The organism is Neobacillus nitrireducens, from assembly GCF_030915405.1.
In the GTDB taxonomy this organism is placed as follows: domain Bacteria; phylum Bacillota; class Bacilli; order Bacillales; family Cytobacillaceae; genus Neobacillus.
The window spans coordinates 2,427,392-2,442,935 of record NZ_CP133262.1 but is presented as its reverse complement, the minus strand read 5'-3'; the positions used below and the strand labels follow the sequence as shown (position 1 = coordinate 2,442,935).

General features: G+C 40.3%; 16 protein-coding genes. 10 read left to right on the top strand and 6 right to left on the bottom strand.

Annotation, left to right across the window (positions count from 1 at the left end; genetic code table 11):
- Positions 1-7: 7 nt before the first annotated feature.
- From RCG22_RS11820 to RCG22_RS11805, 4 genes are all read left to right on the top strand, one after another.
- The gene (locus RCG22_RS11820; RefSeq protein ID WP_308106958.1) at positions 8-1,087 is read left to right on the top strand and encodes a Gfo/Idh/MocA family protein; all 1,080 of its coding nucleotides are present in this window, start codon (positions 8-10) and stop codon (positions 1,085-1,087) included.
- A 388-nt stretch (positions 1,088-1,475) separates the two neighbouring features.
- Positions 1,476-2,513: a Gfo/Idh/MocA family protein gene (locus tag RCG22_RS11815; RefSeq protein WP_308106957.1), complete on the top strand. Its 1,038-nt coding sequence runs from the start codon at positions 1,476-1,478 to the stop codon at positions 2,511-2,513.
- Between the two features lie 28 nt (positions 2,514-2,541).
- Entirely contained in the window at positions 2,542-3,510 is a 969-nt protein-coding gene (locus RCG22_RS11810; protein ID WP_308106956.1) for a sugar phosphate isomerase/epimerase family protein, read from the top strand.
- A gap of 35 nt (positions 3,511-3,545) precedes the next feature.
- Positions 3,546-5,216, top strand: coding sequence for a glycoside hydrolase family 13 protein (locus RCG22_RS11805; protein ID WP_308106955.1), 1,671 nt, complete (start codon positions 3,546-3,548; stop codon positions 5,214-5,216).
- An 89-nt stretch (positions 5,217-5,305) separates the two neighbouring features.
- On the opposite strand, the gene RCG22_RS11800 is transcribed toward RCG22_RS11805, so the two are convergent.
- A complete protein-coding gene (locus RCG22_RS11800; protein WP_308106954.1) occupies positions 5,306-5,824 on the bottom strand; it encodes a DoxX family membrane protein in 519 nt (172 codons plus the stop codon).
- A gap of 277 nt (positions 5,825-6,101) precedes the next feature.
- On the opposite strand from RCG22_RS11800, the gene RCG22_RS11795 reads away from it, so the two are divergent.
- Complete coding sequence (locus RCG22_RS11795; RefSeq protein WP_308106953.1) at positions 6,102-8,333, top strand: putative bifunctional diguanylate cyclase/phosphodiesterase; 2,232 nt, start codon at positions 6,102-6,104, stop codon at positions 8,331-8,333.
- 64 nt (positions 8,334-8,397) lie between these two features.
- On the opposite strand, the gene RCG22_RS11790 is transcribed toward RCG22_RS11795, so the two are convergent.
- Entirely contained in the window at positions 8,398-8,787 is a 390-nt protein-coding gene (locus RCG22_RS11790; RefSeq protein WP_308106952.1) for a YuzC family spore coat inner layer protein, read from the bottom strand.
- 205 nt (positions 8,788-8,992) lie between these two features.
- Between RCG22_RS11790 and RCG22_RS11785 the strand changes: the two genes are divergently transcribed.
- Positions 8,993-9,961 carry a bile acid:sodium symporter family protein gene (locus RCG22_RS11785; RefSeq protein ID WP_308106951.1) on the top strand — a complete coding sequence of 323 codons (969 nt, stop codon included), beginning with the start codon at positions 8,993-8,995 and terminating at the stop codon, positions 9,959-9,961.
- Between the two features lie 81 nt (positions 9,962-10,042).
- Here RCG22_RS11785 and RCG22_RS11780 read toward each other — a convergent pair whose 3' ends face one another.
- The 4 genes from RCG22_RS11780 to RCG22_RS11765 all read right to left on the bottom strand — a co-directional run bounded on the left by RCG22_RS11780 (position 10,043) and on the right by RCG22_RS11765 (position 12,832).
- Entirely contained in the window at positions 10,043-10,255 is a 213-nt protein-coding gene (locus tag RCG22_RS11780; RefSeq protein WP_308106950.1) for a hypothetical protein, read from the bottom strand.
- An 85-nt stretch (positions 10,256-10,340) separates the two neighbouring features.
- Positions 10,341-10,508 carry a hypothetical protein gene (locus tag RCG22_RS11775; RefSeq protein WP_308106949.1) on the bottom strand — a complete coding sequence of 56 codons (168 nt, stop codon included), beginning with the start codon at positions 10,506-10,508 and terminating at the stop codon, positions 10,341-10,343.
- Positions 10,509-10,600: 92 nt separating this feature from the next.
- Positions 10,601-12,337 (bottom strand): adenine deaminase, encoded by a 1,737-nt coding sequence (ade, locus tag RCG22_RS11770; protein WP_308106948.1) that lies wholly within the window; start codon positions 12,335-12,337, stop codon positions 10,601-10,603.
- A 24-nt stretch (positions 12,338-12,361) separates the two neighbouring features.
- Positions 12,362-12,832, bottom strand: coding sequence for a nucleoside deaminase (locus tag RCG22_RS11765; RefSeq protein ID WP_308106947.1), 471 nt, complete (start codon positions 12,830-12,832; stop codon positions 12,362-12,364).
- Positions 12,833-13,084: 252 nt separating this feature from the next.
- Between RCG22_RS11765 and RCG22_RS11760 the strand changes: the two genes are divergently transcribed.
- From RCG22_RS11760 to uraH, 4 genes are all read left to right on the top strand, one after another.
- Complete coding sequence (locus tag RCG22_RS11760; RefSeq protein ID WP_308106946.1) at positions 13,085-13,618, top strand: nucleotidyltransferase family protein; 534 nt, start codon at positions 13,085-13,087, stop codon at positions 13,616-13,618.
- A 67-nt stretch (positions 13,619-13,685) separates the two neighbouring features.
- The gene (gene uraD / locus RCG22_RS11755; protein WP_308106945.1) at positions 13,686-14,219 is read left to right on the top strand and encodes a 2-oxo-4-hydroxy-4-carboxy-5-ureidoimidazoline decarboxylase; all 534 of its coding nucleotides are present in this window, start codon (positions 13,686-13,688) and stop codon (positions 14,217-14,219) included.
- 13 nt (positions 14,220-14,232) lie between these two features.
- Entirely contained in the window at positions 14,233-15,213 is a 981-nt protein-coding gene (gene pucL, locus RCG22_RS11750) for a factor-independent urate hydroxylase (protein WP_308106944.1), read from the top strand.
- Positions 15,182-15,541 (top strand): hydroxyisourate hydrolase, encoded by a 360-nt coding sequence (gene uraH, locus RCG22_RS11745; RefSeq protein ID WP_308106943.1) that lies wholly within the window; start codon positions 15,182-15,184, stop codon positions 15,539-15,541. Before pucL ends, uraH begins: the two co-directional genes overlap by 32 nt.
- The last annotated feature ends 3 nt before the right edge of the window (positions 15,542-15,544 follow it).

Below are 15,544 nucleotides of genomic sequence, written 5' to 3'. Positions count from 1 at the left end.
AATGAAAATGACAAATAAACCTTATAATTTAGTAATAGTTGGTTATGGCGGGATGGGAAGTTATCACGCGAAGTTATTAAAGGAAAACCCAACCCTATGTGTGGTTGGAACCTTTGATAATTTAGAAGAAAGACGTACAGCATCAACGGTCGATGGATATAAATCGTATGAAAGCTACTTCGCTGTGCTAGCCGATCACGATGTTGATATTGTTCTGATTGCAACGCCAAACGATGTCCATAAAGAAATAGCGATTGCTGCATTGAACGCTAAGAAACATGTTATTTGTGAAAAACCAGTCACGATTTATAGCGAGGATTTAGAAGAAATTATGAAGGTTGCAGAAGCGACTGAGCGTAACTTTATCGTCCATCAAAATCGCCGCTGGGATAAAGACTTTCTTACTATAAAAGAGATATACGATAAAACGATGATCGGCAACATCTTTCACATAGAATCACGTGTCCAAGGAGCCAATGGGATTCCGGGAGATTGGCGTCATCTGAAAGCGCCAGGCGGGGGAATGCTCTTAGACTGGGGTGTCCATTTACTCGATCAACTGCTGTTTATGGTAGATAGTAAGATTACCAGTGTCTATGCCAATTTAAGCTATGTTTTAGGAGATGAAGTGGATGATGGTTTCCAGACAATCATCACCTTTGAAAATGGCTCCACCGCCTTAATTGAAGTGGGGACAACGAATTTTATCCAATTACCTAGGTGGTATGTCAAAGGGACTGCCGGAACAGCGGTGATTAAGGACTGGAGCATGGAGGGCAGAATGGTGACACAAAATTTCGGTGTTGATTTTGAGGCCCCGAAACCAATCCAAGCCGGGCAGGGCTTAACGAAAACAATGGCCCCTCCTTCAGAAGCCGCCGTCAGCACATCTAATTTACCGGGAGTAGCACCAACGATGGAAAGTTTCTACGATAACGTGGTTTCGGTAATTGAAGGAAGAGCTGAACCGATTGTTAAAAATGCGGAAGTGCTCCGTGTCTTACGATTAATTGAAACGATTTTTAAAGCAGCAGAAGCGAACGAAGTGATAAGGGATTTCGATGCGTACAAGGTTGATCCCATTTAAAAGACTGCATTTACCGAAAAGGGTTAAAAATTGTCGATAAGGTAAATGAAAAAGCGTTCCATTGACCGAAAAGGGAAAAATAGAGTCGCCGTGGTAAATGAAAAAGCGTTCCATTGACCGATAAGGGGAAAATAGAGTCTCCACGGTAAATGAAATTGCACAACAACGAGTGGAGTTCAATATTTTCCACCCTATCAGTCAATGTAAGCCGTTTCATTAATTCTATCAATCTCTAAAATTAACTATAAAGTAATCATGAAAAGGAGTCGTTGAACAGATTCAACGTGTCATTATCAATGCAGTAAAATGGGCAGCTCCAGTCAAAAGGGAACGGCCTGTTTATGGAAATGCGAAATCGCTAGAACAAATCAAAGGGGGGCAAAAAATAATGAAAAAGTTAAGAGTCGGAGTCATCGGTTGCGGCAGTATTGCCCAGCATCGCCATTTACCTGAATATCAAGCCAATAAAAACGTAGAACTAGTCGCAGTATGTGATAGTAATGAAGAACGGGCTAACCAAATTGCTGAAAAGTATGAAGTCGAAGCCTACACAAATTATGAAGATTTATTAAGCAGCGGCACCGTTGACGCAGTCAGTGTTTGTACACCAAATTATCTTCATGCTCCAATCTCGATAGCTGCCCTAAATGCAGGATTACATGTCCTTTGTGAAAAACCAATGTCCACTTCTAAACAGGAAGCAGAAGCCATGATTGCCGCAGCCAAAGAAAGTGGGAAAAAGCTAATGATTGCTCATAATCAGCGTTTTGTAGCTTCTCATCAACGAGCACGTCAGTTGATTGCTAGCGGGGAAATTGGCAAAATTTATAGCTTCCGCACAGCATTCGGGCATGGCGGCCCAGAGGGATGGAGTGTAGATGGGAAAGAAAGCTGGTTTTTTGAAAAGGATAAAGCCTTCGTTGGGGCAATGGGTGATTTAGGCGTCCATAAGACGGATTTACTAAGATATGTTCTAGGTGAGGAAATTACCGAGGTGGGTTCCTTTGTTGAAACAAGTGCTAAAGTCTTCGCGGATGTCGATGATAATGCAGTATGTGTTTTAAAAACTGAATCCGGGATTATTGGCACACTTGCAGCAAGTTGGGCTTATGTCAGTAAGGAGGATAACTCGACGATTATTTATGGGGAGAAGGCGATTCTTCGATTAGAGGATGATCCTAATAATTCTCTTGTTGTTCAGTATGTCAACGGTGATGTGGTTAATTATCAACTTGGAAAAATCCAGTCCAATGATGCTGGTGGACAACGGACCACACATGTGATCAACCATTTTGTCGATGCTGTTATACATAATCAAGAGCCACCTGTGCCTGGTGAAGAAGGCCTAAAATCACTAGCGGTGATTTTAGCGGCTTTACAATCAAATGAAACTAAACAAATTGTTAAAGTTAGCGAGCTAGATTAATTTTTCAATAAAGAGAGGGGAATTTCATATGAAACTGGGCGTTTTTACGGTATTATTTGCTGAAAAGTCATTCGAGGAAATGCTTGATACAGTGAAAGGAGCAGGACTGCACGCAGTGGAAATCGGAACCGGCTGCTATCCTGGTAACAATCATTGCGATTTAGATGGGTTATTGGAAAACGAGGAAGCTCGGAAACAATATCTCCAAAAAATCGAGGAGCGCAATTTAACAATCAGCGCATTTAGTTGTCATGGAAACCCGATTTCTCCTGAAAAGGAATTTGCGAAAAACTCGCATGAAACACTCCTAAAGACGATTAAACTAGCCTCACTTCTTGAAGTGCCGGTTGTGAACTGTTTTTCAGGTACAGCAGGGGACCATGAGGGAGCAAAATATCCTAATTGGCCTGTTACTCCATGGCCGAATGAATATGGCGACGTGTTAAAGTGGCAATGGGAAGAAAAACTGATTCCTTATTGGAAAGAAGTCGGCCAATTTGCTAAGGATCATAACGTCAAGATTGGCCTTGAACTTCATGGCGGCTTTTTAGTGCATACACCTTATACACTCTTAAAACTACGCGCAGAAACCTGCGATGCCATTGGTGCCAACCTAGATCCAAGTCACTTATGGTGGCAGGGGATTGACCCTGTTGCGGCGATTAAAATTTTAGCCAAAGAAAATGCAATTCATCATTTTCATGCCAAGGACACGTACATTGATCAGGAAAATGTGAATATGTATGGATTAACGGATATGCAGCCCTACGGGGAAGTGAAATCACGAGCTTGGTCTTTCCGTTCGGTCGGGTGCGGACATAGTCTGAAAGAATGGTCTGACATGATGAGTGCCTTAAGAACCTATGGCTATGATTATGTGGTCAGTATCGAACATGAGGATCCAATTATGTCTATTAACGAAGGGTTCAATCGCGCAGTAACGAACTTAAAATCGGTCTTAATTGAAGAATCAGTCTCGCAAATGTGGTGGGTGTAAAATGGATGGAAGGCTTTAAGAAATGAGGTGTACAAGTGAACAAAAAGTGGTGGAAAGAGAGTGTCGCCTATCAAGTCTATCCCCGCAGTTTCATGGATAGCAATGGGGACGGGATTGGTGATTTAATTGGTGTCACAGCAAAATTAGATTACCTAAAAGAGTTAGGAATAGATGTCATTTGGCTCTCTCCAATGTACAAATCACCCAATGACGACAATGGCTATGATATTTCCGATTACCAAGATATTATGGAAGATTTCGGGACGATGGCTGACTTTAACGAACTGCTTGAAGGCGTTCATCAGCGTGGAATGAAAATAATCCTCGATTTGGTCATCAATCATACGAGCGACGAACACCCATGGTTTATCGAGTCTCGTTCCTCTAAAGACAGCCCAAAACGTGACTGGTACATTTGGAGGGAGGGGAAAGATGGAAAAGCACCGAACAATTGGGAGTCGATTTTCAGTGGCCCTGCTTGGGGATTTGATAAAGAAACAGAACAGTATTTCATGCACATCTTCTCTGCACGGCAGCCTGATTTGAATTGGGAAAACCCTGAGGTAAGGGAAGCTTTATACGATATGGTGAACTGGTGGCTGGAAAAAGGGATTGACGGCTTCCGAGTAGATGCCATCTCACATATTAAAAAGGAACCAGGGTTTCCAGATATGCCTAACCCTGATCAATTAGAGTATGTTCCATGCTTTCCTAAAATGATGAATGTGGATGGGATTGATGAGTTTCTTACAGAGTTTTCGCAAAAAACGATTAAGAACTATGACATCATGACTGTTGGAGAAGCGAATGGTGTCGGCCTAAAAGAAGCAGATCAATGGGTGGGTGAAGAAAACGGCTATTTTAATATGATATTTCAGTTCGAATTTTTAGATTTGTGGGATAAGGATGCAGATGAATCTATTGACGTTCGTAAGTTGAAAAAGGTTCTAACCAAATGGCAGACAGGTTTGGAAGGCAAAGGCTGGAATGCCTTATTTATCGAAAACCATGATCAGCCTCGTCGGGTATCTAACTGGGGAAATGACAAGGAGTATTGGAAAGAGAGTGCCAAAATGCTTGGAGCGCTATATTTCCTAATGAAAGGTACTCCATTTATTTACCAAGGTCAGGAAATTGGGATGACAAACGTCCAATTCCCATCTATTGAAGATTACAACGACGTTGGCATGATTAACTACTATCATGTTGAAACAGCCAAAGGCCGTTCCCATGACGAAATTATGAAGGTTATTTGGGAAAAGGGCCGGGATAATGCCCGGACACCGATGCAATGGGATGCATCTAACATGGGAGGATTTACAACCGCAAAACACACATGGCTGGGAGTAAATCCGAATTATACTGAGATTAATGTTGAGGCACAAATAGATGATCCAAACTCGATTTTATCTTTCTATAAAAATTTGATTCACTTAAGAAAAGAAAACCCAGTGTTTGTTTATGGTACTTACGATCTATTAGTAGCGAATCATCCCAAACTGTTTGTGTATCTTCGCAGTTTGGGAAAGCAAAGGGCGCTTGTTATTAACAATTTTAGTGGGAAATCAACGAGGGTTCGTGTCCCAGGGAGTTTATCGTATTCCAGCTCTGAGCTTGTCCTTACCAATTATGAGCTGGTAGGAAAGAAATTACCGAAAAACTTCACCTTAAGACCTTATGAAACAAGGGTATATATGATAAGGTAATTCATAGAGGGCTGCTAGCCCTTTATTTTTTTTGCAAAAAAATAAAGAAGGGACGATTCATGAGTTGAATCGTCCTTTCTTTACGTCTGTTATGCTACTGACTTATGATTTTCATGACCAGTTTCTTTTCTGCTTATTTTTCTAACAAATGGAACCACCCAACGGTCTAAACCGATTCTTCCTGCATTGTAACCAGCTGTTAAGATGATAAATCCTAAGAAGATGTCTCTAGGGTTATGAGATACTGTTCCTGCTAAGAAGAAGCTGAAGTTCATTACTAAACCAAAGAACATCGCAGTAGTTGTTAAGCAACCTAGAATTAAACCTAAGCCGATTAAAGTTTCGCCCCAAGGTACGATTACGTTGAAGATATCAACGTTTGGCAGTGCAAAGTGTTTCAAGAAGTCAACATACCAGCCAAAAACAACGGCACCATCTGGACCTTTGACTGGATTTGCGATTGCTCCTTTTAAGAAGCCTGCCGCATCGAAGCCGCCGCTAGATAATTTTTCATAACCTGCTGTAATCCAAGAATAGCCAAGATATAAACGTAAGACAGTAAGAATAGCCGCTGCAATTTTATTTTCTCTTAAAAATTTGTTAAACATAATTCATTCCGCCTTTCAAATTTTGTTTGTTCTTTATGATTCCACTATATTCCCTTTTTTTGTTTAGCAATATGGGTATAGTGATAAGTTCACATTTTGTTTGAAATGTTTTGACGAAGGTTTGAACAACGTAATTATTTAATAAAAATTATGTAAATGTTGTAATCGTTTTGATTTGATTGTTATGTATATCATTTTTTGTTATTTTAAAGATAACGCTATGTTTAGTGGGTCTCGAAAAGCACTGAAAGCTGATGCAGAAAAGGGAGAAACCAGAATGAGGATCAAAAAGACAAACTATATATTCATTTGGATGCTCGTATTTAGTCTGATTGTCTTGTCGGAGTTTTTAGATTTATTTTTTCCATCCGTGAGTATTATCAAATTTACTTCGATTTTTATTCTGATAGGCATCCTTCCCTTCCTCATTCAATTTTTAAAAGGATTGAGCAGGAAGGAAGATGAACTTCGTATAAATAAACTAAAACTTAAGAATATTTTTGATACGTTAGATATAGCTATTTGGTCACATGATTTAAAGTCAGACACTTTATTAATTACACCTGGGATTGAAAAATTATATGGGTATTCTTATATCGATTTTTATAAGGACCTAGATCTTTGGAAAAGGGTAATTTATCCGGATGACTTAGCCGTTTTAGATGAGAGAGCGCAAAAATTAGCAAGAGGAGAAGCTGTCACAAGTGAATATCGGATTGTCCGACCGGATGGTGAGGTTCGTTGGATTTCGGATAGAGGATTTCCAACACTTGATGGTAAAGGTAATTTTGTAGATTTTAATAGTGTCCTGTTTGATATTACAGATCGGAAAGAAAGCGAAGATCGTTATCGTAGTTTAGTAGAAATGTCACCTGATATTATCGCTGTGGTCAGCAGGGAAAAAATTGAATATATGAATGAAGCGGGTCGGATGTTAGTCGGGGCATCCAGTCCAGAAGAAGTAATTGGTGAATCGGCCCTGAAATTTGCTTCTTCAAATATCGTTGATTCGATAAGACAAAAAGTAGGCAGTTTGGGGCGCCATAATCAAGAGAAATTAAGATTTGAATTCCAGGTGAATCGCTTAGATGGTCAGACCATTGATGTTGAAATGGCAGCAACTTCCATCTTTTATGAAGGTAGATCCGCTGTGCAAGTGGTCGGAAGGGATATTACGGAGAGAAAGAAAACGGAGAAAACAATTCAGTATATGGCCTTCTACGATTCATTGACAGGTTTGCCTAATCGAAATCAGTTCAGAAACCATCTAAACGAAATCTTAGCTAAACAAGATGACAAAATGCTGGCAGTTTTATTTTTAGATTTAGACCGGTTTAAGATTATTAATGATACAAAGGGTCATACAGTCGGTGATTTCATTCTACAAAAGGTTGCCGCCCGTTTAGCAGCCACGGTGAAAAATGAAGGGGTTGTTTCAAGGCAAGGCGGAGATGAGTTTATTATCCTATTAGAGGGCATTGATAAAGAACGTGCCAAACTTGTAGCGCAGCAAATCCTATCTGAATTCACAAATCCGCTCGAAGTTAATGATCAAGAGTTTTTTGTCACACCAAGTATCGGGATTAGCCTTTACCCTGCCGATGGGGTAGATGTGGAGACCTTAATAAAAAATGCAGACACTGCCATGTATCAAGCCAAGGAACGTGGTAAAAATAATTTTCAATTTTATTCCTCCAATTTAAATGGAATTTCCATTCGGAAAATGGAGATGGAGAATGGATTAAGAAAAGCACTGGAACAGAATCAATTAATGCTTCATTATCAACCGCAAATGTCCTTGATAACAGGAGAATTAGTGGGAATTGAAGCATTAATCCGTTGGCAGCATCCTAAACATGGCCTGATCGCACCGTTAGAATTTATCCCACTGGCGGAGGAAACGGGCTTGATTGTTCCGATTGGTAAATGGGTTTTACGGGAAGCGTGCAGGCAACGAAAAGTATGGGAAACTCTCGGTTTCCACGACTTTCCTATCGCAGTAAATGTCTCGGTTCGCCAATTTGAGGATGACCATCTCATCGAATATATTTCCGCTTTATTGGACGAATTTGATCTGAAGGGCATTCATTTAGAGTTAGAAATAACGGAAAGTATTATGCAAAACCTAGAGAACTCAACGATAATATTGAATGAATTAAAGGAACTAGGTGTCCTTCTCTCAATCGATGATTTCGGAACAGGCTATTCTTCTTTAAGTTATTTAAAGCATCTTCCAATTGATAAAATAAAGATTGATAAATCATTTGTCGATGATATCATTTACCATTCCAATCAAGGGAAAATGGTGAAAACGATTATAGATATGGGTTTAAATTTAAACTTTTCTGTGATTGCTGAAGGAATTGAGACAAATGAACAACTCCATTTTTTAAAGGAAAATGAATGCAAAATTGGTCAAGGTTATTTCTTTAGTAAGCCCATTCCTGCGGATGAGATGGTTGAATATCTATTATCAGGAAATGAAAATAATGGTGGTATCCCAATTTGATTGGGGTACCACTTTTTTGGCTCCATTTCATTCGTCTTTTTGGAAGGAATTTTTTCCCAATAAATTAATTTCCCCACTTCATGAATACCTTTAAGGTACAGCAGCTACCAGGCGTGTTTGGGTTTGGTTGAGTGAATAGTTCGAAGTCGATACCAGTTGGGGTAAATTTTGTGGTAACAGGGACTTTTAAACCGATGCTACTAATTAAATGATCAACATTCGCCGTTTTTCCTTGCTGGGCTGCAGTCATCATTTTGCGAGCAAAGTCTGAATCTCCTAGTCGATCAAGCAAAATACTTCCTTGCTCCATTAATAGCCGAAAGGATTTAACAGACTTCTCAAATATTTTCACATCTACTGGCGGATAACTCCTGGGGAACGTCTGCCCCACTAATTGAGGCGGATAAACGGGCAATGGAGGATAGATTGGGTAGTGATAAGGGTAATAATGCATGGGTACTCTCCTTCCATATTTAAAACACAAGGCAGAATAAAATATGAAATTTTTGCGGATTTGGTTCCCTTGAATAAAATCCCAAACCAATCAACGCGTAATTGTATTTATTAGGTTCTCGAAATTTCTTAAGCCCCCAGCTAAATAAATGTGGTATTCTTGATAATGGAGTTTACCCAATTAAAGTGTAATGGGGTGAGAGTTTTTGTTGCAAAAGTTAAATAAACAACTAGAAAGAATTATGCCATTAATCACTCCGGTGGGTGTGTTGACTGGGGTATTGTTCAGTGTTCACTTAAAGGAATTTTCCTATTTAATTCCATGGATTTTTGCATTTATGACCTTTGCTGGCAGTTTAGGTTCTAATTTCCGTTCATTAAAAGAAGTAATTGTTCATCCGTTTCCAATTATTATTGCCATGGCTATTCTCCACGTCCTGATGCCAATTTGGGCCTGGGGTGTGGGTCATATTGCCTTTTCCGGCGATATTTTTACGATAACCGGACTTGTTTTGGGCATGGTCATTCCAACAGGAGTAACTAGCTTCATGTGGGTGGCCATTTACAAAGGAAACATTCCATTGGTCTTATCGATTATTTTGATTGATACGTTGCTTTCACCAATTATTGTTCCATTTTCACTTTCGTTATTTATAGGTGGAAAAATTGAAATGGACTTTTTTAATATCATGAAGGGTCTATTGGGGATGGTCGTGGTTCCTTCCCTCATTGGGATGTACCTAAACCAAGTGACAAAGGGGAGAATTAAAGACCAATTAGGGACTCGGCTTGCTCCCTTTTCGAAAATCAGCATTGGATTTGTAGTCATGCTTAATGGGGCGGTTGTCGCACCCTATTTAAAACATATAGACCTTAAACTAGTGGGGATTACCCTAACTGTCTTTATGATTGCGCTGACTGGTTATTTGTTTTCATTTATTATTGGGAGATTTATAAATGGTGGGCGAGATACTGTCATTTCGCTAACATTCACTGGCGGAATGAGGAATATCAGTGCAGGTGCAGTGATTGCCATTACTTACTTCCCGGCTGCAGTTGCGGTACCGGTAGTTGTCGGTATGTTGTTTCAGCAAATCCTTGCCTCGTTAAATGGGTATTTTCTTAATCGATACTATAATAAAAAAGTCGAAAGGCAAGAATCTATTGCGTTATAAAATTGTGTTTTAAACGAAGAAATCCCCTCGGAATCATTTGCGAGGGGATGTTTTTTGAGGGAACACCCTCACAAGTAGAGATTACTTGGTTGCATACTTGATAATTCCGGATAAATAAATGGAGCAGTCTCTTTGCACAACTTCTCTTAATTTTATTTTGCCATCTTTTACTAACTCACTAACCAAGCCATCAATAAGTGTTTCATCTTCTTTTGCAGCCTTTGGAATCTCAATTGAAAATAAATTACTCCGACTGGAAGAGTGTAGATCTTTTAATAATTCAGATTTATTCATTAAACAACCCCTTTACTATAACTTCGACGGAAAGGGGCTTTTCTCCTTTGAAATTAAACAAATATTAAGTCTCCATCAAAATAAACTACTCTTTTGTTAGTTCTTCCTCAAAGAAAAAGGTATTGGGATGTTCATTGACAATGTAAGAGTATCGTTTCATGTTTTTTACATATTGAGATTTATGGATGGTTACTGATTCACCCGAAGAACGGATATGAACTTCATCGCCATCATTAAACATGCATTTCTTCATTGTTTCATCCTTTCAAACCAGGGTTAATTGAAAGTTAAGGGGACATAATCTGTTCTTCTTGCCAGCATCTATGCTGGCTATTTTATTATTTCCTATGCATCAAGATCTATATGCTGAAATTTGCTTACTTGGAACAGACCCTTATCTGTTAGCTTTAGTTCCGGTATGACAGGCAGTGATAAAAAAGAAATCGTTAGAAAGGGGTTAAAGTGGTTGTTTGCACCTAGCTCTTTGAGAGCAAGATTGATCTCATTTAAACCTTCATAAACCACCTGATACGGGCGATCAGACATCAAACCTGCAATGCGAAGTTCCAATGAGGCGATCACTTCCCCATGATTGACAACCACGAGACCCCCTTGGATATTTTTAATTGCCTTGGCAGCAACTACCATATCGAAATCAGTCGTTCCGGCCATAATAAGATTATGGGAATCATGGGCAATGGTTGTGGCGATGGCTCCTGATTTTAAACCTAAACCTTTGACGATCCCTAAACCGATTTGATTTTTCAGATGATGGCGCTCAATCACTACCAACTTTAATTGGTCATTGGTAATGGAAGGTTGAAATAACCCCAAATCACTCCTATCAACTTTTTCAATTACATGACGCGTTACCAAGCTATTGGGAGTAATTTCAATTATATTTGCGTGGTTTGTTTTTAATGGCATTTGAAAATCATTTTCCGTAAGCGAACGGTAACGAACGGAATGTCTTAACCTTTCAGTTTCAACCAAAGTAGGATTCTGTGATTCAATAACTAGCCTTCCATTCTCAACTACTGCCCTGCCATCTTTAAAAACGGTTGTTATCTTTATTTTCTCCAGATCATCGAATAGGAAGAAATCTGCTTTGTATCCAGGTGCAATCGCCCCCTTAGACTCGAGCCCAAAGCATTCGGCAGCATTGATCGTTGCCACTTGTATCGCAATGATTGAAGATAAACCTGAAGCAATCGCAAGCCTAACGTTATGATCAATACTGCCATCTTGGATGAGGTCATCTAAATGCTTATCATCCGTTACAAATAAACATCTTCTTGCATTGCGCTCATTGACGACCGGAATTAATTGCTTTAGGTCTTTTGCAACCGTACCCTCGCGGATCATTAAGTACATACCTCTACTGAGACGCTCTTTTGCTTCAGCAGCCGTTGTGCTTTCATGATCTGTTCGAATACCTGCTGCCATATATACATTCAAATCATTGGGAGACAACCCTGCCGCATGACCGTCAATTTTTTTGCTAAATTGTTTTGCTGTTAAGATTTTATTGAGCATATCTTCCTCGGCCTTTAGGACAGCTGGGAAATTCATGACCTCAGCTAATCCTAGTACCCGTGGCTGCTGATAAAATGGCTTTAAATCTGCTGAATGTAATGTTGCCCCCGAATTTTCAAATTCGGTCGCAGGGACACATGAAGGAAGCATGAAGAAAAAGTCAAACGGTAAGTTTTTAGAGGAATCAAGCATATATTGGATCCCGTCAGCTCCTAATACGTTGGCGATTTCATGAGGGTCTGCAATGGCGGTGGTTACGCCGTGCGGAAGAAGGACCTTGGCAAATTCGTTAGGTGTGACCATTGAGGATTCAATATGAACATGACCTTCGATGAAAGCAGGGGAGATATAACGGCCTTTTGCATCAATCACCCTATTTCCCTCATAGTCTCCGATACCCGCAAAGTATCCATCCACAATCGCTAGATCACCTTCGATTATTTCTCCATTAAAGACGTCGATAATTTTGCCGTTTTTAATGACAGTATCTGCTGGTTCTCGTTTAGATGCTACAGAGATTCTTTTTTTTAATTGGTTTTCCTCCATAGAACAACATCCTCTTTTGTCAATTTAATACTCCACTTTATCATTTGCATTCTCCCAGGTTCTAAACGGCAAATCTCCATTCGTTGGAAAAAATTTTTGCATTTGTATTTTACGATTTTCAACGGGAAGGGAGAGTTGGTCATAAATAAATTGGTCATCGAACCCGATCTTTGCCGCATCTTGCTTCGTGCAAGCATAATAAACAGCTTTAGGGCGTGCCCAATAAATAGCGCCAATACACATCGGACAAGGTTCACAGCTGGTATATATTTCACAGTCGGTAAGCTGAAAGTCGTTTAAAAATCGGCACGCATCCCGAATGGCTTGCACTTCGGCGTGTGCAGTTGGATCGTTTGTTGCAGTTACTTCATTTTTACCCATACCAATTATTTTTCCATCTTTGACGACAATTGCTCCAAAAGGTCCGCCTTGTTTCGTTAACACATTAGTTAAGGCCAGTTCAATCGCTTTTTCCATAAAGTGCAAATCTGACATAGAACCTCTCCATTCTATTTTTCAATTAGTCTATTTTTCACAATGAAAAAAAATGACAGGGGCCTCGCTAATATTGTTCGACTAACTTCTATAAATCAACCCGGTCATTAGAAAATTGAAAAAGAACTTAGGTGTATTTTGATGGGTCTATCAATATATATAGTGATAAATAGCTTGAAAAGAATAGGGGGTCTTAAATGGAAAGGACACAGGTTGAGATGTTACGAGCTCGGTATGAAAGGGTAGTTTCTTTTGAGGGATAAATGCGGGGTCATCGCAGTCTATCTAGCGGCGGGCAAGAGCCGCCGGATGGGGGTTAACAAGCTGGCACTCCCTTTTGGCAAGAAAACAATTGGTCATTCAGTATTAGAAAAGGCAGTGAATTCTAAACTGGATTATACGATAGTTGTGAAAAGGGAAGAGGATGAGCTCGATTGGATTGACGACACCCTTTTTGCCCCACCCTTCCGGGAACGGTGGAAAACTGTTATTTGCCGAGAAGCAGATAAAGGGCAAGCCCATTCCTTGCAATCTGGGTTGCTGGCTGCGATGGAAATGGAACCAAAGGGAATCATGGTCCTTCTCGCTGATCAACCTCTCCTACCTTTAGGAATCATCAATGAGTTGGTATCCCGATACCTACAGCAAGATCATGTACCATTCCTAGCCGCCAGTTTTCAGGGGATTCCAAGACCACCGATCATTTTTTCACCACAAATGGTTCCTGAATTACTGAAATTAGAGGGCGACGCAGGCGCACGACAGCTTTTTAAAAAAAGGAATTAACCGGGATGCTGGTTGATTATGAAAACGAAGCGGACTTTTTTGATGTCGATACAAAATATGACTATCAATGGCTGAAAGGTTGTGGGCACGGGTGGTGAATCGTCAGGGGACTTCCATCGAGGAATTAAATCAAATGAATAAAGAAGAGTTTGTGAGTAAACTAGGCTGGGTGTTTGAGCACTCCCCATGGGTGGCCGCGATGTCGTGGGGGAGTCTGCCCTTTAAATCCCGCGAGGACCTCTTACAATCTATGGTGACGATGGTTGGAAATGCCGATCGTACCTTGCAATTGGCCCTGCTTCGTGCCCATCCTGATCTCGGTACTAGATTAAAAATATCAGAGGTATCGCAAAAGGAGCAAGCTGGTGTAGGTCTTGATAAGCTCTCGACAAAGGATTATGGGGAGTTTGTTTCACTCAATCAAAGATATGTTGAGCAATTTGAGTTTCCTTTTATTATGGCTGTTAAAGGACAAAACAAGGAAGCAATTTTAGCTGCAATGAAAGAACGAGTGGGCAATACCTATGAACAAGAATTTCAGACAGCTTTAAATGAGGTTTATAAAATTGCCAGGTTCCGCATAAATGATGTTATTCAATAAAGGAGATGATGAGATGAAGAGAACGATGCGCTATGGAAAGGATGATGTTTGGGTTTACCGTACCTATGCAGCCCCGCTTACAGGAGTCCGTTCGATTCCTGAATCAGCCTTTACGGGCCGACACAATATTCTTTTTGGAATGAAAGTGAAGGTAGCAGTGGAAGGGGATGCCTTCTTAACATCCTTTAAAGATGGAGATAATACCTTAGTGGTAGCAACCGATTCAATGAAAAATTTCATTCTTAAGCACGCTGGCGATTATGAAGGTTCGACACAAGAAGGGTTCCTAGAATTCGTCGCCCGCCGTTTTCTTGAGACCTATCCACATATGAGTGCTATTGATATTTCCGGCGAACAAATCCCCTTTGACGAGCTTCCAGTGCCGACGAAAGGTCGTTTTGAACCGAGTCCATTGGTGTTTCGCTATTCATTAAATGAACAGTCTGTTGCTTCCGTTGAAGTGAAGCGCTCCGGAAAAGAGATCATTACAGCCGATCATCTCAGCAGTTTGAAAGGACTAAAGCTTCTAAAAGTACGAGGCAGCTCATTTTTCGGCTTTGTAAAGGATGAATATACAACATTACCTGAATCTTACGACCGGCCGCTGTTTATTTTTTTAAATATCGGGTGGCGCTATAACGATTTCGAAGGAGCTCGAGGAAGTACAAAAGATGGGTATGTTGCAGCAGAGCAAGTCAGGGATATTGCTTATACCGTTTTTCATGAAGAGAACTCTCCTTCCATTCAAAATTTAATCTACCGGATTGGTCTTCGGATATTAAAGCGCTTTCCGCAGTTAGTGGAAGTTCGTTTTGAATCCAATAACCGTACCTGGGAAACCATTTTAGATGATATTCCTGCCTCACAAGAAGGAAAAGTTTTTACCGAACCGCGTCCTCCGTTTGGGTTTCAATGTTTCTCCATGACACGTGAGGATTTAGAAAATCCCGGGAAACACCGATATGACTGGAAAAGTAACTACCCATGTCCTTGATTTAAGTTTGGGAAAACCGGCTAGTGGTGTGTTAGTGGAATTGTGGCGGGTAGGTTCAGACAATAAGTTCGAAGTCCTTCTAACTACCTATACGAATGAAGATGGCCGCGTCAATCACCCTCTCCTTGAGGAGTGCAATATGAATAAAGGAATCTATGAAATTCGTTTTCATGTTGGAGATTATTTTCGGAGAAACGGCACTTTCCTCGAGGAGCCTTCATTCCTGGATTGTGTTCCCGTTCGCTTCGGCATTTCAGAACCCGCCTCCCACTATCATGTTCCATTGTTGATTTCCCCTGGTGGGTACAGTACGTATCGCGGGAGTTAAGGA

Bases quoted from the DNA above. Each gene is read 5' to 3' on its own strand.
- uraH (WP_308106943.1), top strand. From the start codon at position 15,182: ATGACTGGAAAAGTAACTACCCATGTCCTTGATTTAAGTTTGGGAAAA.
- RCG22_RS11775 (WP_308106949.1), bottom strand. From the start codon at position 10,508: ATGAAGAAATGCATGTTTAATGATGGCGATGAAGTTCATATCCGTTCT.
- RCG22_RS11815 (WP_308106957.1), top strand. From the start codon at position 1,476: ATGAAAAAGTTAAGAGTCGGAGTCATCGGTTGCGGCAGTATTGCCCAG.
- RCG22_RS11820 (WP_308106958.1), top strand. From the start codon at position 8: ATGACAAATAAACCTTATAATTTAGTAATAGTTGGTTATGGCGGGATG.
- RCG22_RS11765 (WP_308106947.1), bottom strand. From the start codon at position 12,832: ATGTCAGATTTGCACTTTATGGAAAAAGCGATTGAACTGGCCTTAACT.
- uraD (WP_308106945.1), top strand. From the start codon at position 13,686: ATGGCTGAAAGGTTGTGGGCACGGGTGGTGAATCGTCAGGGGACTTCC.
- RCG22_RS11810 (WP_308106956.1), top strand. From the start codon at position 2,542: ATGAAACTGGGCGTTTTTACGGTATTATTTGCTGAAAAGTCATTCGAG.
- RCG22_RS11780 (WP_308106950.1), bottom strand. From the start codon at position 10,255: ATGAATAAATCTGAATTATTAAAAGATCTACACTCTTCCAGTCGGAGT.
- pucL (WP_308106944.1), top strand. From the start codon at position 14,233: ATGAAGAGAACGATGCGCTATGGAAAGGATGATGTTTGGGTTTACCGT.
- RCG22_RS11795 (WP_308106953.1), top strand. From the start codon at position 6,102: ATGAGGATCAAAAAGACAAACTATATATTCATTTGGATGCTCGTATTT.
- RCG22_RS11800 (WP_308106954.1), bottom strand. From the start codon at position 5,824: ATGTTTAACAAATTTTTAAGAGAAAATAAAATTGCAGCGGCTATTCTT.
- RCG22_RS11790 (WP_308106952.1), bottom strand. From the start codon at position 8,787: ATGCATTATTACCCTTATCACTACCCAATCTATCCTCCATTGCCCGTT.
- ade (WP_308106948.1), bottom strand. From the start codon at position 12,337: ATGGAGGAAAACCAATTAAAAAAAAGAATCTCTGTAGCATCTAAACGA.